Source organism: Labrys sp. F242, from assembly GCF_057813875.1.
This window is the reverse complement of sequence record NZ_JBVASG010000003.1, coordinates 293,413-310,781: the sequence shown is the minus strand read 5'-3', so window position 1 is coordinate 310,781 and position 17,369 is coordinate 293,413. Positions and strand designations below refer to the sequence as shown.

Here is a 17,369-nt window from a genome sequence, read left to right as displayed (position 1 = left end):
CCCCTTATTCGGCAGCCTGGATCCGGGGCGGCAAAGCCTCCTCGGACGCATCAGGCGCGCTGTCGGTATGGTGTGAGTCTTTTCTGGCGGAGGCGCGACGCTCGCGCCAACGCTCGATGATGGCGTAGAACACCGGCACGAAGACCAGCGTCAGCACGGTAGCGACCAGCATGCCGCCGAACACGGCCGTGCCAAGCGATTGCCGGCTGGCCGCGCCGGCCCCGGTCGCCTTCACCAGCGGCACCACGCCCAGGATGAAGGCGAAGGCCGTCATCAGAATCGGGCGCAGGCGCAGGCGGCCGGCTTCCATCGCTGCCTCGACGATGCCATGGCCCTGCTCACGCAGATGCTTGGCGAACTCGATGATCAGGATGGCGTTCTTGGCCGCCAGGCCGATCAGCATGACGAAGCCGATCTGCGAGTAGACGTCGAGCTGCATGTTGCGCAGCCAGATGGCGAGCAGCGCACCGAACAGGCCGAGCGGCACCGCCAGCAGGACCATGAAGGGCATGGACCAGCTCTCATACTGGGCCGCCAGGATCAGGAAGACGAACACGATGGCAAGGGCGAACACAGCCGCTGCGATCGAGCCGGCCTTGAGCTCCTGGAAGGTGATGCCGGTCCATTCATAGTTGAAGCCGTTCGGCAGGGTCGTGGCGGCAACCCTCTGCATCGCCTCGATCGCCTGTCCCGAGGAGTAGCCCGGCGCAGGAGCACCGTTGATCAGAGCGGCACCGTAATTGTTGTAATGGGTCACCGTCTCCGGCCCGACGATCGGCTTCAACGATCCCAGCGTCGACAGGGGCACCATGTTGCCGGTGGCATTGCGGACGTAGAGGCGGCTGATGTCACCCGGGTCGGCACGCGAATCCTTGTCGGCCTGCAGCGTGACGCGGAAGGTGCGCCCGAACTGGTTGAAGTCGTTGACATAGAGCGAGCCGAGATAGATCTGCAGCGTGTTGAAGATGTCAGGCAGGTTCAAACCGAGCAGCTTGGCCTTGTTACGATCGAGGTCGTAATTGAACTGCGGCGTCGAGGTCGAGAAGGTGGTGAACAGGGTCTGCGGGTTGAGTTCGGGCTGCTTGCGCGCCTCGGCAAGCAGAGCCTGGGCTGCATCGTTCACGGCGACGGGGCCGCGTCCGTTCAGGTCCTCGATCTGGAACTCGAAGCCACCAGTGGTTCCCAGGCCCTGGATGGAGGGTGGCTCGAAGGCCAGGACGAAACCATCGGCGATACCGAAGAGTTTCGGGCGCACCTTGTTGACGATATCGGTGGCGCTGAGGCCTCCCCCACGTTCATCCCAGGGCTTGAGGATCGCGAACTCGACCGCGGCGCTCGATTGCTGGGCATTGGTGAGGAAGTTCAGGCCAGAGATCGACATGATATCCTCGACCCCAGGCTCGGCCATCAGGATCTGCCGCACCTGCTTGGCGGCGGCATCGGTGCGTTCCAGCGAGGCGCCGTCCGGAAGCTGGAGCACCACGAAGAAATAACCCTGGTCTTCCGAAGGCAGGAAGGTGGAGGGCACCCGCGTCGAGATCCAGTAAGTCGCGCCGAGCACCACCACGAACGCTGCCATCATCAGCCAGCGCAGCCGGATGAAGCCACGCACCGAGGCGGCATAGCCGTGCGACAGCCTGTCGAAGCCGGCATTGAACCAGCGGAACAGGAAGAAGCGCGAGGCCGGCTTGTGGCTGAGGAAAGCCGCCGACAAGGCAGGGCTCAGGGTCAGTGAGTTGAAGGCGGAGATGCCGACCGAGATCGCCACGGTCAGGGCGAACTGGTTGTAGAGCTGGCCGGCGACGCCGGGAATGAAGGCAACCGGGACGAACACCGCCATCAGCACCGCCGTGGTGGCGACGATCGGGCCCGTCACCTCCTTCATGGCGATCTTGGCCGCCTGCATCGGCGGATGACCCGCTTCGAGCTGTCTCTCGACGTTCTCCACCACGACGATGGCGTCGTCGACGACGAGGCCGATGGCGAGCACCATGCCCAGTAGCGAGAGCATGTTGAGCGAGAAGCCCATGGCCAGCATCACCACCATGGTCGCGATCAGCGACACCGGGATGGCGATGACCGGAATGAGCACGGTGCGCCAGTTCTGCAGGAAGATGTAGACGACGAGGACCACGAGGATGAGCGCCTCGACCAGCGTCTTGACGACGTCCTCCATCGCGGCCGACACGAAGCGCGTCGTGTCGTATTTCATCGAATATTCGATGCCCTTGGGGAATCGCGCCGAAAGCTCCTTCATCTTGGCTTCGACGGATTCCTTCAGCTTGAGCGAGTTGGAGCCCGGCGCCTGGAAGACGCCAAGCACCACCATCGGCTTTTCGCCGTGATAGGCTGAGGATGAGTATTGCAGAGAGCCGAGCTCGATGCGGGCGACATCGCGCAGGCGCACCACCGAGCCACCGGCCGGGTTGGCCCGGACGACGATATTGCCGAACTCCTCCGGATCGCTGAGGCGGCCGGTGGCGTTCACCTGCATTTCGAAGGCCGTGCCCGCGGGTGCCGGGTTCTGACCGATCTTGCCGGCAGCAACCTGCACGTTCTGCTCGGCGACAGCATTTTGCACGTCGACGGCCGTGATACCGAGATTGGCGAGCTTGTCCGGATCGAGCCAGATGCGCATGGAATAGCGGCGCTCGCCGAAGATCTTGACGTCGCCGACGCCCGGCAGGCGCTTCAGGGGATCAACGATCTGCAGATAAGCGTAGTTGCTGAGAGCGACCGAATCGACCGAATTGTCCGGCGAAGTCAGGTCGACGATCAGCACGAAATTCGGATTGGCCTTGGTGACCGAGACGCCGGACTGGTTGACGATCGCCGGCAGCGAGGAAGCGGCCTGGGCCACCCGGTTCTGCACGTCCATCGCCGCGATGTTCAGGGGGTAGCCGACATCGAAGGTGACGGTGATGTTGGACGAACCGTCATTGGAGCTGGCCGAGGACATGTAGATCATGCCCGGCACGCCGTTGATCTGCTGCTCGAGCGGCGTGGTCACCGTATCGGCGACGACTTGCGAGCTGGCACCAGGATAGGAGGCGCTGACCTGGATCTGAGGCGGTGTGATGTTGGGAAACTGGGCGACCGGCAACAGAAAATAGGCAATCGCCCCCGCCATCACCATGATGATGGCGATGGCCGAGGCGAAGATCGGACGTTGGATGAAATAATTGACCATTGTGAAGCTCTGCGTCAGCCGCCCTGGATGCCAGCATGTGGCATGACGGTGTCAGAAAATGTCAGGAGGATCGACGGCATGTCCCGCGTTTCGGCGAGACGGCGAGCCTGGCCGGTGAGCATCGTCCTGAGCGAAACCGGATCGACCCCGTCGGCCCGCATGAGGGCGAGCGTCAGCGGATCGTTCAGCAACTGATCGATTGTCATATTGCAGCCTTGCTGAGCCATGACTCCTCCAGCGCGGAAACGTGGGTTCATGCTCCGCCGAATCCGATTGACGATGTGTTGTTTCCTAGAGCAAAGCGCGTTCAGGCGTGACCGTGCTTTGCTCTAGCTTCCTGGTTCGACGCGCCTTTGCGATTTGAAGAGATTCGATCAAATCACAAGACGCTCTGGTGAATCGTCTCTCTAACAGGGCTGGATCGCAGTGCGATGACGAAACGGCCTTGACGACGCCTTACCAAGCTGTTACCGATCAGTAACAGCGATTACTGTTACAGGTCGGTAACAGTTTGGTCAAGCCATGAGCCAGAAAATTTTGGAACAAAGCGAAGAGTCAGTCTGCTGCCCCGGACAACGTCCGCGAGACCGCATCGTCGTCACTGCGCGCGACCTCTTCCACCGACATGGCATCAACACCATCGGCGTCGACACGATTGCCAAGGTTGCCGGCACGAACAAGATGACGCTCTATCGTCACTTCGGCTCGAAGGACGATCTCATCGTGGAATGCCTGCGGGCCGCCGAGATCGACAACCAGACCCGCTGGGCTCAGCTCGAGACCGAGTATCCCGGTGACGCCCGCGCCCAGTTGCTGGCCTGGGTCGGCAAATGCGCCGACTATATCGAGAGCGACAATCGGGGCTGCGAATTCGCCAATGCGGCCGTGGAACTCTCGGGCGAGGACCACCCCGCCCGGCGCCTGGTCGAGGAGTTCAAGAAAAGGCATCGCGACCGCCTGGCCCTGCTCTGCCGGCAGGCGGGCCTCGACCAGCCGGACCTGGTCGCCGATACGCTGCATCTCCTGCTCGAGGGTGCCCGCGTCAGCCGTCAAAGTTCCGGGGTGGAAGGGCCGAGCGCCCGCTTCGTGCGCATGGCCGAGGGCGTGATCGCTTCCTTCGGCAAAAGCGCCTGACTTCTGCGGACATTCTGAGAGCCCGATTATCACAGCGACGTGCTTGCACGACGCAATGGCTTCCTCTTCCCAAGCACAGCGTTTAAAAGAGCGGACATATCGCGACATGCAAGCATGTCGCTGTGATGTCCGCGCTCCAAGGAACTCCCTTCGGCAGCGCCGAACAGCCTTAGTTCCTGCCAGGAAGCATCACCATGTCCCATCCAGCGCTCGTTCCCGGCTCGGTCGCCGTCGTCACCGGCGGTGCCAGCGGCATCGGACTCGCCTCCGCCGTCAAATTTGCCTCCCTCGGCCTCAAGGTCGCCATCGCCGATCTCGGCGAGGACAGGCTCGCTGCAGCCGCCGAAAAGGTCGCTGCGGCCGCGCCGGACGGACTGAAGGCCGTGCTCGCCTCGGCCACCGATGTCAGCGACGTCGAGGCCCTGCTCGGCCTGCAGCAAGCAGTGCATGAGCACTTCGGCGGTACGGATGTGCTGATGAACAATGCCGGCATCCAGCCGGGCTCGAAACTGTTCGAGGCTCGGGGGGACCAGACCTGGGAACGCATTTTCTCCGTCAATCTCAAGGGTGTGATCCAGGGCACGCAGGTCTTCGCACCGGGCATGATCGCGCGGGGACGTCCCGGCCTGATCATCAACACCGGCTCCAAGCAGGGTATCACCACCCCACCCGGCGATCCTGCCTACAATGTCTCGAAAGCGGCGGTGAAGGCTTTCACCGAGGCCCTGCAGCACGAGCTGCGCAACACCGAGGGCTGCCGGATATCAGCCCACCTGCTGATCCCGGGCTTCGTCTTCACGCCACTCGCCGCCAAGGGCCGTGCCGACAAGCCGGCCGGAGCCTGGACGCCCGAACAGACCGTTGATTTCATGCTCGAACGCTTGGCAGCCGGCGATTTCTACATTCTCTGCCCCGACAACGAGGTGCCACGCTCGCTCGACGAGCAGCGCATCGCCTGGGCTGCCGGCGACATCATCGAGAACCGTCCGCCTTTGTCGCGCTGGCACCCTGATTATGCCGAGAAATTCGCCGAATTCCTGAAGGGGTGACGACGTTTGGGGGGCTGGTCTTCAGACCAGCCCGTAACCGCGGCCGGCAAGACTTGGCGGGTCTGAAGACCCGCCCCCATTCTACGGGGGCCTCACGAACAAGGCCCTATGACGGTGTGATCACCGTACGACGATTGCGCTTGGGCTTGACGGCGTGGGTTTCCCGGCCGGCTGCCGTCTGCAGCTCCCGGCGGAAGACGTCACGCCGCTCATGGATGGAAGCGATCACCGGGCCGGCCGGCACGCCGAGGCCGGCAAGGGCTGCTTCGGACAGTTGCAGGCTCGCCTCGATGGTCTCGGGGACGGCGTCGGTGACGCCGAGGGCGTAGAGCTTGCTGGCATGATCGGCATCGCGCGAGCGGGCCACGATGACGAGATCCGGCCGCAGCGCCCGCGCAGTGGTGACCACGGCCTCGATCTGGCGGGGCTGGTCGATGGTAACGACCAGGGCAGAGGCCTCGGCGAGGCCGCAGCGTTCCAGGAACGCGGCGTTGGTGGCATCGCCCCAATAAACAGGCTTCTTGTCCTCGCGCCAGCGCGCCACCGCCTTGGCGTTCGCGTCCACGGCAAGATAGGCGATCTTGTGCTCGCTGAGCATTTCGGCCACCAGGCGGCCGACGCGGCCATAGCCGACCACGATGGCACGGCGCTGCTTGTCCTCCGGCGGGCTTTCCAGGGCGGCCGCTTCCACCGGCACCGCCAGTTCATAGCGCTTGGCGATGCGACGGCCGAGCACCCCCAGCACCGGGATCGAGGCCATCGAAAGAGAGGCGATGGCTACCACCAGCGCCGACTGTTCCGGCGTGAGGATGGAAAGCTGGGTGGCGAGCGTGAACACCACGAAGGCAAACTCGCCGGCCGAAGCCAACAGGAAGGCGGTTTCGATCGAGACGGCCTTGGACAGCCGGTAGAGACGGCAAAGGCAGAAGATCAGAAGGCCCTTGGCCAGCACCAGAGCCAGCACCGCACCGATGATCTGCAAGGGATAACGCACGACCACGGTGAGATCGACGCTCATGCCGACAGTGAAGAAGAACACGCCGAGCAGCAGGCTCTTGAAGGGCTCGATCGTCGCCTCGATGGCACGGCGATATTCGGTCTCGGCCAGCAGCAGCCCGGCGATGAAGGCACCAAGGGCCATGGACAGCCCCTCGCTCGCCGCCGCCACGCCGGCCCCGATCGCCACGAACAAGGTAGCGGCGATGAAGAGTTCGGGATTCTCCGGATTGGCGACCAGGCGGAACAGCGGGCGCAGCAGGAAATGACCGGCGATCACGATGGCGGCAATGGTGAGCACGGCCAGGCCGAGGGCATAGCCGAGGCCGACCAGCACGGAGCGGTCGGAATGCCCGCCCATGGTGCCGACCAGGAACAGCACGGGCACCACGGCGAGATCCTGCAGGAGCAGCACCGCAAAATTGACACGTCCCGTGGCCGAGGCCATGCGTTTCTGCCCGGCCAACACCTCCACCACGATGGCCGTGGACGACAGAGCCAGACCTGCGGCAACCACCAGCGCCACCTCGGGCGGCAGCACCAATTGGGCAAGCAGGGCGACGATGATGGTTGACACCACCACCTGCAGGCCGCCCAGGCCGAAGACCAGCCGGCGCATGGTCATCAGGCGGGCGAGCGAGAGCTCGAGCCCGATCACGAAGAGCAGGAATACCACGCCGAATTCGGCGATGCGGGCGATGGTTTCGCGCTCGCTGATGGCGATCCAATCGATATAGGGCACATAGGACGACAGGGAGCCGACACCGGTCGGCCCCATCACCGCGCCGGCCGCCAGGAAGCCGATGACCGGGCTGACATGCAGGCGCCTCACGAGCGGCACCACCACGCCGGCCGTGCCGAGCACGACCAAAGCGTCCTTCAAAGCCGAGAGATCGACCGCTCCAGCCAAAACCACCCCCATGTTGTTCGATTATGCCTATCGAACAACGAAGGACCCTGCTTCGCCAATCGAAAACCGCAGCAGGCGAGCATTAATTTCAGGCAGGGGATAGCGCCTCCGGGATTGCAGGTGGTTCCGGCTACAGCTTCCAGCCCGAATGGATGGCGACGATGTTGCCCGTGTGCGAGCGATGGCTGACCTGGGCAAAGCCCGCTTCGCGGATCATGGCCGAGAAGGCTGATGGCTTGGGGAAGTTGCGGATCGACTCGACCAAGTAGCGATAGGGCTCGGCATCGCCGGTGACCATGCGGCCGATCGGCGGGATCAGGTTGAAGGAATAGAGATCGTAGATCTTGTCGAGGCCGGGCATGTCGACGGTGGAGAATTCCAGGCACAGGAAGCGCCCGCCCCGCTTGAGCACGCGATAGGCTTCGGCGAGGGCCTTGTCGATGCGCGGCACGTTGCGGATGCCGAAGGCAATGGTGTAGCCGTCGAAGCTGCCCGTCTCCAAAGGCAGTTCCTCGGCATTGGCCTCGACGAAATCGAGCTGGCCGGCAAGGCCGCGCTCCTCGCCGCGCTGGCGGCCGACTTCCAGCATCGAACCGTTGATGTCGAGCACGGTGACATGCGTGTCGGGACCGCCTGCCTTCACGATACGGAAGGCGACGTCGCCGGTGCCTCCGGCCACGTCGAGATGGCGGAAGGGCCGCTGGCGCGGCGGATTGAGCATGTTGACCAGGTCGTTCTTCCACAGCCGGTGCAGCCCGCCCGACATCAGGTCGTTCATCAGGTCGTAACGCCCTGCCACCTTGTGGAAGACATCATCGACCATCCCCTGCTTCTCCTCCAGCCGCACGGTGGAAAAGCCGAAATGGGTGTCGGTGCTGACGGTCATCGGGTGAACTCCGGGCAAGGTCTGCGGGTGCTATAGACCATCACAAGGCCGAGGTGAACCGCATCTAGCGCAAGGCTCGGCTTCGTCCTATCTCTCCCCGGCAGCCTGCGCCGGAGGAATCATGCCTGAACTGCCTGAAGTCGAAACCGTCCGTCGCGGCCTGGAACCGGCCATGACCGGCGCCCGCTTCCTCGAGGTCGAGACGAGACGGCCGGATCTGCGCTTTCCGCTGCCCGCCGATTTCGCCCGCCGCCTCGCCGGCCAGACCATTCTCTCGATGGGGCGGCGTGCCAAATATCTCCTGGCGGATCTTTCTTCCGGCGAGGTTCTGGTGATGCATCTGGGCATGACCGGCCGTTTCCTGATCACGGCGCCGGATGGCGGCGTGGAGGAGCCGGGCGAATTCGCCATGGAGGTCAAGGAGGATGCCAAACACGATCATGTCGTTTTCCGCCTCTCCAACCGTTTCACCATCACCTATAACGACGTGCGTCGCTTCGGCTTCATGGATCTGGTGCCGCGCGCCGGGCTGGAGAGTTCGCGCCATTTCAAGGCCATGGGCATCGAGCCGCTTGGCAACGAGCTCAGCGGGGAGACGATAGCGCGCCTGTTTGCCGGCAAGATGGCGCCGCTCAAGGCCGCTTTGCTCGACCAGGGCCTGATCGCCGGGCTCGGCAACATCTATGTCTGCGAAGCCCTGCATCGCGCCGGCCTCGCGCCCGAGCGGGCCGCGGGCACGCTTGCCGACGGGCAGGCGGAACGTCTCTCCGGTGTGATCCGCGAGGTACTGGCCGAGGCGGTGGAAGCCGGCGGCTCGACCTTGAAGGATTACAGGCACACCGACGGCTCGCTCGGCTATTTCCAGCACCGTTTCCGCGTTTATGACCGCGAGGGCGAAGCCTGTCCGACGCCGGACTGCCGCGGCATCATCGAACGCCTGGTGCAATCGGGGCGCTCGACCTATTGGTGCCGGCACTGCCAGACATGAGCCGACGACATCTTTGGGCTAGCGCCCCAATCAATCGAGCGGAATGGTCGCCCGCACAGCCCAGTCCTCGATCGGAATGCTCTGTGCCGACCGGACCACGGCGATATGGTCGAAACGGATGACGCGTCCGGCCAGGCGCGCCTCGATTTGCCGCGCCGTTGCCTGCCTGAGCGGCCCGTCTTCCACGCCATAGGCCAGCGAGACATGCGGCATGAAGCTCTCGATCGCGGAAGCGGCGATCGAGGCGATGGCACGGCGCTTCAGTTCGAGCACGGGCCCTGCCTTCTCGAAACGGGCATAAAAGGCCCGGAAGAAGAGGTCGCTGGTGCCTATCGCCTGGATAGTGGCAGTGAAGGGCGCGATGCCGGCGGTGACGGCGACAAGCTGGCGCGCCAGCGTCTCTTCCTCGCAGACCCGGTCCTCGACCAAGGTGAGGTGCGGCTGGAAGCGCGGCGTGCCGAAGCGCTCGGCCAATTCGGCGACGATGGCGGCCAGCATAAGCTCGTCCTCGCCCGCAGGCATCAGCCAGACGGAATGCATGCCCTTCGCCGCATCCTCGGCCATGTCAGCGGCCCACCTTGGCCAGCACGTCGGCGCTGAGGAAACGCTCGACCACGAACATGAAGGCGATGGAGGGAACCAGCAGCACCAAAGCCGTGATCGAAGCGATCTGATAGTTGCCGCCGGCGCTGGCAGTGTAGAGCAGCAGCGGCATGGTCTTGATGTCGGGCGCGCCAACAAAATAGGTGCCGGTGAACTCGTCCAGCGATTCCAGGAAGACGAAGATGGCGCTCGCCATCAGCCCGGGCGCGGCGAGCGGCAGCACGATGTCGCGGAAGGCACGCGGCCCGCCGGCGCCGATCGAGCGCGCCGCCTCCTCCAGATCCACCGGCACCGCCGAGAAGGAGGCCGTGGCGATCCACACCGCATAAACGAGGCCATGCGTGGTGTGGACGAGCACCACTCCGAGGACCGTGCCGTTCAGGCCGATTTCATAGAACAGGCGCGCAATGTTGACGTAGACGGGCAAATTGGGAAAGGCCTGAGGCAGAAGCAGCAGCAGCAGGATGCCAGCGCGGAAGGGCAGTCTCAGCCGAGCGAGCGCATAGCCGGCGGGAATCGCGAGGGCGAGGGACAGCGCCACGGTGAGCAAGGCTATGGAGACACTGGTGCCGAGCGAAGCCAGGGCATCGCCGCGCGGGGCGAACACGCGCGGCCAGAAGGAAAAGCCATATTGCAGCGGCAGGCTGTGCGGGAAATACCAGCGCTCCGCCACCGTCCACAGCAGCAGGTTGACCAGCGGGCCAAAGATGGCAAAGGCAAGGAGGCCGAGCCCGATGCCGCGCGGGATCCACAACCAGTCGATCCGCCAAATACGGGCAGGAAGCGCGTGACCGGCATCGCTCATCGCGCATTCTCCTTCATGGTCTGCTTGAGATAGATCCAGGCCACCGCGCCGGTGAAGGCGAGCGAGAGCAGGCCGAGCGCGTTGGCGACGCCGTAGTCGCCATAGGAATTGATGCGGAAGGCCATGTCGGCGGTGATCATGGTGGGCGATTGCGCATTGATCATCAGCGGTACCGAGAGCACCGACATCATCGTCACCAGGCTCAGCACGGCACCGACAAGCAGCGTGGAAGCAACCTGCGGCACCACGATCTCCAGGAGGATGCGCAGGCGCGAGGCCCCGAGATTGCGGGCGGCCTCGATGGTGGACCGGTCGAGCGAAGCCATGGCGCCGGCGGTGAGCAGGGTGACGAAGGGCATCTGCTTCCAGACGAAGGCGATCACGATGCCCCGCCAGTCGAGGAAGCTGACGGCCTGCAGCGGCGACAGCAGATCGGCATTCACCAGAAGGCTGTTCATCAACCCGTTCTTGGCGAGGAAGGTGCGCAGGATCTGGCCGACCACGATGAAGGGCACGAAGAGCGGCCAGCGATAGAGCCAGCGCAGCACGGCAACCGCGAGGGGATTGGACCCGAGCGTGAGATAGCCCGCAATGGCGATGGCGATCAGCACGATCAGCGCGGTGGAGATCAGGATGATCACCACCGAGAAGACCATGTCGGTCCAGTAGAGCTCGAAGGCCTTGCTGAAATTGCCGAGCCCCGGCCCCTCCGGCGTAGCGAAGGAGCCTGTGACCGAGCCGGCCAGCGGCACCACGAACAGCAGGATCACCACCGCGAGCGCCGGCGCTACCAGCAACAGGCCGGCGAGGGAAGGAGCGGTGCGTGAAGAAGCCATGTGGTGAAACCTCGAGATTTTTGAGCACCTTCTCCCGCAAGGGGAGAAGGCACACACCCCCTACTCCGCCACCTTCTTTTCATAGGCTTCGAGCAGATCGGCGTAATAAGGCCCGATCGGGAAGGACTTGCCGTATTTGGCGAGATCGTCGGGCGAAATGTCGGTGAACAGCTTCTGCCAGATCGCCGGATCGAGCTTGTCCTGCACATATTTGGCGTCGATGCCCGGATACCAGTTGAACTGCTTGACGATACCGTTGGCCTGCACGTCGGGGCTGGTGGCGAGCGCAATGAACTTCTCGGCCAGCGCCTTGTGGGCGGTCTTGGCGGGGATGACGTAGTGCATCGGCTGGCCGGGCATGCCGGGTGCCGGCAGCACCAGCTTCATGGTGGGCGGCAGCTGGCCGTTGGCCTTCCAGGAATAGAACATGTCGACCCACACCGCACCCATGGCGATCTCGCCACGGCTGAGCATGTCGAGCGTGCCGGCATTGCCGGGGGTGAGCGCGACATTCTTGTTGAAGGCCTTCAGCTTGGCGAAGGCATCGTCCCATTTGGTCTTTTCATTGGCATCGTAAGGCCCTTCCTGCAGGACCTTGGCATCGCCGGCATAATTGTAGATCCAGCTGATCACGAAGGAGACGCCGGAGGCACCGCCCTTGATGCCGTTATAGCCGAACTGCTTGGGGTTCTTCTCGGTCCAGGTCACCAATTCGTCGAAGGTTTTGGGCGGATTGGACACCAGGTCCGGATTGTAGGCGATGGCCGTCTGGCTATTGAACATCGGCATGACATAGCCGTCGACATCGGCCCCGAGCGCCAGCTTGGCGTTGGTGCGCGTAACCAGCTTGCCCGTGTCGATATTGCCGCGATATTTATCGAGCAGCCCATCCTGGACCAGCTTGCCCGCCACCTTCTCGTGGATGACGGCGACGTCGACGTCATAGACTTCCTTGCCCGCCTTCTTCTGGGCATCGAGCCGCTCGACGATTTTCTGCGAACCGGCATCGCCAGGACCGGTGCCGACCACGCGGACCGTCGTGCCCGGATTCTGCTTTTCGAAAGCCGGCGCCAGGAAATTATTGACGTAGTCGACCATGTTCTGGTCGCCCGCCGTGATCACCGTCAGTTCCTCGGCCGATGCCGTGGTGCTTGCCAGGGGCAACGCGGCGGCAAGCAGCCCCGCGACGGCGGATAATGCAGCCAGTCTCATCCGAACTCTCCTGTCTCTCGTTACGGTTCAGCCATGTTCGCCGGGGAAGACGAACAGGCCTGTCTCGGGAATATGAACATTGACTTTCGCGCCATCAGGCCAGGCCTTGGGCGCATCGACGACCAGCGGCCCGGCCGGCGTGGCGACGACATGGCGCCAGAAGCCGCCCGGGAAACTGACCTGACCGATCTCCCCCGGCAGTGCCAGGAAGCCTCGCGTGGGATTCGCCAAAAGTTCGGCTGCCTGGCCCCCAGCTGCATGCAGTTCAGCCGCCTCGGCCCGGAAATGGGCGATGCATGGGCCTGAAACGACCGGCCGTCCGGCTGCAGCGATCAGGGCAGGCGCACCGCCCGTCCCCTCCACCCGCAACAAGCCCTCGCCAGAAGGAGCGGGGCTGCAAGTAAGGCGCAGGCTGTTCTCGGCGCCCATGAACGCGGCGACAAAAGCGGAAGCCGGTTGGTTGTAGACCTCCTCCGGCGTGCCGATCTGGGCGATCTTGCCAGCGTTGAGGATGACGATGCGGTCGGCCATCACCATGGCCTCCTCGCGATCATGGGTGACATGGATCGCGGTGATGCCGAGCCGGCGCTGCAGGGCGCTGATCTCCTGGCGCACCGTGAGGCGGATGCGCGCGTCGAGATTGGACAGCGGCTCGTCGAGCAGCAGGATGTCGGGGCTGACGGCGAGCGCCCGCCCGAGCGCCACACGCTGGCGCTGGCCGCCGGAGAGCGCCGCCGGCTTGCGTTCCTCCAGCCCGGAAAGGCCGAGCAACGCGGTGATGTCCTTGACCTTGGCAGCGATCTCGGTGCGATCGAGCCGGCGCAGCTTGAGGCCATAGCCGATATTCTGCGCCACCGTCATATGCGGCCAGAGCGCATAGGTCTGGAACACCAGCGCCATGCCGCGCCGATCCGGCGGCTCGCCGGTGATGTCGCGTCCCCGCACGCGGATGGCGCCGGAACGCGGCTGGATGAAGCCGGCGATGGTGCGCAGAAGCGAGGTCTTGCCGCAGCCCGACGAACCGAGCAGGGCGACGAATTCGCCCTCGCCCACCGTCAGGCTCAGATTCTCGAAGACCTGGGTGTTGCCCAGCCTTACCGAGGCCCTGTCGACCTCGAGCAGGGGCTGCCGCAAGGAGCCTGTCGCCAAGGATCGGTCCATCTGGGTTTGATCACTCGGCTTCACGGCACAACCTCCCGCGGGCGGAGCCCGGCGTCCTCGATTCAAGCAGGACGCCTGCAACCGGCGGCGCCCTCCCCTCTCGTTTCCTCATCGCCATGTCTGATTGCACAGCTGTGCAATGCTCGCTCTGCCCGAAACTCCTGTCAATAGCGCAGAGCCATTCCATCGCGGTCGTTCGCTCAATCCTGAGTCGTTGGAATCTGCTCCAACGACACGGAAGCAGGGTTATCGGTAAGCCAGCCTCTATTTGCACAGCTGTGCAGAAGCCTTGCCACGTTTTATCCCTGCCGTTTCGACGTGACAGGCATATGACGGTTCGCCGCCTCGGCATCTAAAATCGCTGGCCGTGGCTTTGCCTGTCGATTTCGCTGGCACCGCCTCCACAAATGCCGGAGGCTACTCTCCAGGGAGAGCATGGTTGAAACGGACGCGGCAGACAGCCAGAGGTCAACCGCATGGTCGATCCGAGATTTTCCACCCGACCGGTCACCACCGCCAATTGGACCGACTTCGAGGCGTTGTTCGAAGGCAAGGGCGCGCCGAAATATTGCTGGTGCATGGCCTGGCGGCCGATGGAAGAACGTAGCTCGGCCGACAATGCCGCCCGCAAGCAGGCACTGCATGAGCGTGTCCGGACCGGCGTGCCGATCGGCCTTCTCGGCTATCTCGACGACGAGCCCGTCGGCTGGTGCTCCGTGGCACCGCGAGAGAGCTACCTCAGGCTCTCGCCCAGTCAGGACGACGGGGAGGCAGGCGTCTGGTCGATCGTCTGCTTTTTCGTGCGGCGCGATCACCGCAAGGCCGGCCTGTCCAGCGCCCTGCTCGATGCGGCCATCGCGCTTGCCGGCAGCCGGGGAGCGCGGGCGATCGAGGCCTATCCCGTCGATCCGAACTCGCCCAGCTACCGTTTCATGGGCTTCGTCGCACTGTTCGAAGGGCGTGGCTTTGCTGCCGCCGGCCGGGCCGGCTCCCGCCGGCAAGTGATGCGTCTGACCTTGTGAGCGTCAACAGCCCGGCATCAGGCTGAGGGCCGCCCTTCGACAGGATCGTCATCACCCGTGTCGGTGACAATAAGCCGTTTGGGCAGATGCACCTCGACACCGAGGCCGCCGAGACTCGATCTGGCGATGTGAAGCTCGCCGCCATAGGCTTCGACGATGTCCTTGGCGATGGCGAGGCCGAAGCCGGTGCCACGCACGGTTTCATCGAGACGCTTGCCGCGTTCGATGAAGGATTTTTCGGCATCGGGCGGCAGGCCAGGCCCGTCATCCTCGATCGACAGCAGGATGATGGGCGAGGCCGTCTGCGCCATCAGGCGCACCTTTGCCTGGGAATTCCCCCATTTGCGGGCATTGTCGAGCAGGTTACCGGCGATGTTGGTGAAATCGCTCTCGTCCATGGCGATCACGATGCCCTGCGGGGCTTCGAGGCCGAACGTCATGTCCTTGTCACGCGAGAGCTTGTGCATGGTCGAGACCAGCTTGGACAACACGGCATGGGTGTCGACACGCCCCGACAATTGCGCCGCTGCCAGACTCGCTCTCGCCTCCGCAAGGGTGCGTTTGACCTGGGCGTCCATGCGCCAGACCTCGTCGCGGATGGCATTCGCCGCGGCCGCCTGCCCGCTGTCGGTCAGGGAGCGGGCGGTGGCCTCCAGTACCGCAAGCGGTGTCTTCAGGCCGTGAGCGAGGTCACCCGCCCGGCTGCGCGCCTCGATGAGTTGCGCCTCGCGCGAAGCGATCAGTGCATTGAGGTTGTCGATCAGCGGCTGGATCTCGTCGGGATAACGCCCGCTGATCTTGCGGGCCGGGCGGCTGCGCAGCGACAGCAATTCGACGCTGAGCTTGTCGAGCGGACGGAAGCCATAGCGCAGGAAGGCAATGACTGCGCCAAGCAGCGCCGCCATCAGCACGGCAAGCGAGGGGGCCATTGCATAGAAGAAGCGCCATTTCACCGGCGAAAGCTGGGCATTGTCGAGGGCGATGAGGGCACTGACGGTCTGATCGCCGTTCGCGGTCGAGATGACGATCGAACGTTCCACCGCCAGGAGCTGGCTGCCATTCGGTCCGACGAGATCGTTGACCTTGCCACCGCCTTTGACCGCCGTCGCATGCAGCCAGGGCAGGCCCTGGTCCCACAACGACTGCGAGCGCAGCTCGACATTGCCGCCCCGCCCGACCTGCCAATAGAGCCCGCCATTGGGCAATTCGAAGCGCGGGTCCTGCGGCCCCTCGTCGATCGTGAGCTGGTTGGAGCCGTTGACCTCGATGCTGCCGAGCAGCAGGCGCATTTCGTCCTCGACCTCGGACAATTCGAGAGCCCGGATCGCCAGGCCCGAGATCGCGTCGATGCCGATGCCGGCCAGGATGGTGGCGACCACGATCGCCACCACCGAGCCGAACAACATGCGACGCCTGAGGGAGAAGGAGGTCACGGTCGTTGAAGCTCGGCCGGAATGACATAGCCTTGGCCCCGGCGCGTCTCGATCACGGAGTTGTCGAGCTTGCGCCTGAGGCGGGCGACTACGACTTCGAGGGCGTTGGAGTCATGTTCCACATCCTGATCGTAGATCGAGTCGGTGATCTGGGACTGCGACATCACGGTGCCGGCATTATGGAGGAGATAGGCGAGCAGGCGATATTCCAGCGGCGTCACCTGTACCGGACTGCCATAGAAGGAGACGGCCCGCTGGCGCGTATCGAGCTCCAGCACGCCATTCGATAGGACGGGGGAGGACTGGCCCGAGGCACGGCGGACCAGGGCCCGGACACGCGCCAGCAATTCCTCCATGCGGAAGGGTTTGGTCAGGTAGTCGTCGGCGCCCGAATCCATGCCGTCGACCTTGTCGCGCCAATCGTCGCGCGCGGTGAGGATGAGTACCGGCATGCCACGCCGCGCCAGACGCCAGCGCCGGAGCACCGTCAGCCCGTCGAGCTTGGGCAGGCCCAGATCCAGAATCACCAGGTCGAAATGCTCGTTCTCACCGGCAAAGAGGGCTTCCTCGCCATCGAACACCGTCACCACGATATATTGCTGGGCTTCGAGACTGCGACGGATATCGTCGACGATGGCTCGTTCGTCTTCGGCAACCAGAATACGCATGATGCGAGGCTAGGATCTCGGAGATAGGATCTCATGGGCTGATACGGCCGGGCCAAGGAAGTCACTGCCAAGCCAGGCCGGACATTAAGCCTATTTATCGACCAAGGCCAGCGTCACCGCATCGACAAGCACGTCGCGGCGCTTGCCGTCCGGCCTGAGGACGCGAACCATGTAAAGCAAGCGCCCACCGCGACGCAATTCGCGCACACGCAGGATGCGTCCCGGCACCTCGCGGGCCACGGCTGCGGAAATGTCCTTGAATGAATGCGCGCCGGGGCGGCGGATCAGCACGCCGCTGGGCTGACCACGATGAGCCCCCCCCGCCATCGCCCCTTCGAGCGGCGGCATGAAGCAAGCAATTGTCAGTAGCAGTCCCGCGCAAGCACTGGACCTGGCGTTGAAAGCCGTCATGAATCTCCTAAGCAGGGTTTCCCGGGCGCCCTCGCTCCCCCTCTGCACAGTGTACCGAAACCAAG

16 protein-coding genes are annotated in these 17,369 nt (G+C 64.0%); 4 read left to right on the top strand and 12 right to left on the bottom strand.

Translation table 11 applies throughout. From position 1 onward, the window contains the following. Window positions 1–4: 4 nt before the first annotated feature. The gene (locus ACZYTC_RS21110) at window positions 5–3,190 is read right to left on the bottom strand and encodes an efflux RND transporter permease subunit (protein WP_434958553.1); all 3,186 of its coding nucleotides are present in this window, start codon (window positions 3,188–3,190) and stop codon (window positions 5–7) included. Between the two features lie 14 nt (window positions 3,191–3,204). Further along, window positions 3,205–3,396, bottom strand: coding sequence for a hypothetical protein (locus ACZYTC_RS21105; RefSeq protein WP_441770997.1), 192 nt, complete (start codon window positions 3,394–3,396; stop codon window positions 3,205–3,207). 316 nt (window positions 3,397–3,712) lie between these two features. Here ACZYTC_RS21105 and ACZYTC_RS21100 point away from each other — a divergent pair, with 316 nt between their 5' ends. Beyond that, window positions 3,713–4,324, top strand: a complete 612-nt coding sequence (locus ACZYTC_RS21100; protein WP_434958555.1) for a TetR/AcrR family transcriptional regulator — start codon at window positions 3,713–3,715, stop codon at window positions 4,322–4,324. Between the two features lie 194 nt (window positions 4,325–4,518). Then, a complete protein-coding gene (locus ACZYTC_RS21095) occupies window positions 4,519–5,373 on the top strand; it encodes an SDR family NAD(P)-dependent oxidoreductase (RefSeq protein WP_481273173.1) in 855 nt (284 codons plus the stop codon). Window positions 5,374–5,479: 106 nt separating this feature from the next. Here ACZYTC_RS21095 and ACZYTC_RS21090 read toward each other — a convergent pair whose 3' ends face one another. Beyond that, a complete protein-coding gene (locus ACZYTC_RS21090) occupies window positions 5,480–7,291 on the bottom strand; it encodes a cation:proton antiporter domain-containing protein (RefSeq protein WP_488990463.1) in 1,812 nt (603 codons plus the stop codon). 118 nt (window positions 7,292–7,409) lie between these two features. Continuing rightward, window positions 7,410–8,165 carry a bifunctional demethylmenaquinone methyltransferase/2-methoxy-6-polyprenyl-1,4-benzoquinol methylase UbiE gene (gene ubiE / locus ACZYTC_RS21085; RefSeq protein WP_488990462.1) on the bottom strand — a complete coding sequence of 252 codons (756 nt, stop codon included), beginning with the start codon at window positions 8,163–8,165 and terminating at the stop codon, window positions 7,410–7,412. A 121-nt stretch (window positions 8,166–8,286) separates the two neighbouring features. Between ubiE and mutM the strand changes: the two genes are divergently transcribed. Then, window positions 8,287–9,153 (top strand): bifunctional DNA-formamidopyrimidine glycosylase/DNA-(apurinic or apyrimidinic site) lyase, encoded by an 867-nt coding sequence (mutM, locus tag ACZYTC_RS21080; RefSeq protein ID WP_454816582.1) that lies wholly within the window; start codon window positions 8,287–8,289, stop codon window positions 9,151–9,153. A 30-nt stretch (window positions 9,154–9,183) separates the two neighbouring features. On the opposite strand, the gene ACZYTC_RS21075 is transcribed toward mutM, so the two are convergent. Genes ACZYTC_RS21075 through ACZYTC_RS21055 form a run of 5 tightly spaced genes read right to left on the bottom strand, consistent with a single transcriptional unit; the run spans window position 9,184 to window position 13,758 of the window. Then, window positions 9,184–9,717, bottom strand: coding sequence for a 2'-5' RNA ligase family protein (locus ACZYTC_RS21075; protein WP_488990461.1), 534 nt, complete (start codon window positions 9,715–9,717; stop codon window positions 9,184–9,186). Window position 9,718: 1 nt separating this feature from the next. Beyond that, complete coding sequence (locus ACZYTC_RS21070; protein WP_441770992.1) at window positions 9,719–10,561, bottom strand: ABC transporter permease; 843 nt, start codon at window positions 10,559–10,561, stop codon at window positions 9,719–9,721. Beyond that, complete coding sequence (locus ACZYTC_RS21065; protein ID WP_434958563.1) at window positions 10,558–11,397, bottom strand: ABC transporter permease; 840 nt, start codon at window positions 11,395–11,397, stop codon at window positions 10,558–10,560. The genes ACZYTC_RS21070 and ACZYTC_RS21065 overlap by 4 nt, the downstream gene beginning before the upstream one ends. Before the next feature lie 60 nt (window positions 11,398–11,457). Then, window positions 11,458–12,609: an ABC transporter substrate-binding protein gene (locus ACZYTC_RS21060; protein ID WP_441770991.1), complete on the bottom strand. Its 1,152-nt coding sequence runs from the start codon at window positions 12,607–12,609 to the stop codon at window positions 11,458–11,460. 27 nt (window positions 12,610–12,636) lie between these two features. Further along, the gene (locus ACZYTC_RS21055) at window positions 12,637–13,758 is read right to left on the bottom strand and encodes an ABC transporter ATP-binding protein (RefSeq protein ID WP_488990460.1); all 1,122 of its coding nucleotides are present in this window, start codon (window positions 13,756–13,758) and stop codon (window positions 12,637–12,639) included. Window positions 13,759–14,246: 488 nt separating this feature from the next. Here ACZYTC_RS21055 and ACZYTC_RS21050 point away from each other — a divergent pair, with 488 nt between their 5' ends. Continuing rightward, window positions 14,247–14,792 (top strand): GNAT family N-acetyltransferase, encoded by a 546-nt coding sequence (locus ACZYTC_RS21050; RefSeq protein WP_488990459.1) that lies wholly within the window; start codon window positions 14,247–14,249, stop codon window positions 14,790–14,792. 17 nt (window positions 14,793–14,809) lie between these two features. Here the strand turns inward: ACZYTC_RS21050 and ACZYTC_RS21045 are convergent, their stop codons facing one another. The 3 genes from ACZYTC_RS21045 to ACZYTC_RS21035 all read right to left on the bottom strand — a co-directional run bounded on the left by ACZYTC_RS21045 (window position 14,810) and on the right by ACZYTC_RS21035 (window position 17,304). After that, window positions 14,810–16,225 carry a sensor histidine kinase gene (locus ACZYTC_RS21045; RefSeq protein ID WP_441770989.1) on the bottom strand — a complete coding sequence of 472 codons (1,416 nt, stop codon included), beginning with the start codon at window positions 16,223–16,225 and terminating at the stop codon, window positions 14,810–14,812. Further along, complete coding sequence (locus ACZYTC_RS21040) at window positions 16,222–16,893, bottom strand: response regulator transcription factor (RefSeq protein ID WP_441770988.1); 672 nt, start codon at window positions 16,891–16,893, stop codon at window positions 16,222–16,224. The genes ACZYTC_RS21045 and ACZYTC_RS21040 overlap by 4 nt, the downstream gene beginning before the upstream one ends. Window positions 16,894–16,983: 90 nt before the next feature. Continuing rightward, window positions 16,984–17,304, bottom strand: a complete 321-nt coding sequence (locus tag ACZYTC_RS21035) for a PepSY domain-containing protein (protein WP_441770987.1) — start codon at window positions 17,302–17,304, stop codon at window positions 16,984–16,986. Between the last annotated feature and the right edge of the window lie 65 nt (window positions 17,305–17,369).

Coding starts and splice junctions, on each gene's coding strand:
- ACZYTC_RS21110 (WP_434958553.1), bottom strand. CDS start 3,190: ATGGTCAATTATTTCATCCAACGTCCGATCTTCGCCTCGGCCATCGCC.
- ACZYTC_RS21105 (WP_441770997.1), bottom strand. CDS start 3,396: ATGACAATCGATCAGTTGCTGAACGATCCGCTGACGCTCGCCCTCATG.
- ACZYTC_RS21100 (WP_434958555.1), top strand. CDS start 3,713: ATGAGCCAGAAAATTTTGGAACAAAGCGAAGAGTCAGTCTGCTGCCCC.
- ACZYTC_RS21095 (WP_481273173.1), top strand. CDS start 4,519: ATGTCCCATCCAGCGCTCGTTCCCGGCTCGGTCGCCGTCGTCACCGGC.
- ACZYTC_RS21090 (WP_488990463.1), bottom strand. CDS start 7,291: ATGGGGGTGGTTTTGGCTGGAGCGGTCGATCTCTCGGCTTTGAAGGAC.
- ubiE (WP_488990462.1), bottom strand. CDS start 8,165: ATGACCGTCAGCACCGACACCCATTTCGGCTTTTCCACCGTGCGGCTG.
- mutM (WP_454816582.1), top strand. CDS start 8,287: ATGCCTGAACTGCCTGAAGTCGAAACCGTCCGTCGCGGCCTGGAACCG.
- ACZYTC_RS21075 (WP_488990461.1), bottom strand. CDS start 9,717: ATGGCCGAGGATGCGGCGAAGGGCATGCATTCCGTCTGGCTGATGCCT.
- ACZYTC_RS21070 (WP_441770992.1), bottom strand. CDS start 10,561: ATGAGCGATGCCGGTCACGCGCTTCCTGCCCGTATTTGGCGGATCGAC.
- ACZYTC_RS21065 (WP_434958563.1), bottom strand. CDS start 11,397: ATGGCTTCTTCACGCACCGCTCCTTCCCTCGCCGGCCTGTTGCTGGTA.
- ACZYTC_RS21060 (WP_441770991.1), bottom strand. CDS start 12,609: ATGAGACTGGCTGCATTATCCGCCGTCGCGGGGCTGCTTGCCGCCGCG.
- ACZYTC_RS21050 (WP_488990459.1), top strand. CDS start 14,247: ATGGTCGATCCGAGATTTTCCACCCGACCGGTCACCACCGCCAATTGG.
- ACZYTC_RS21040 (WP_441770988.1), bottom strand. CDS start 16,893: ATGCGTATTCTGGTTGCCGAAGACGAACGAGCCATCGTCGACGATATC.
- ACZYTC_RS21035 (WP_441770987.1), bottom strand. CDS start 17,304: ATGACGGCTTTCAACGCCAGGTCCAGTGCTTGCGCGGGACTGCTACTG.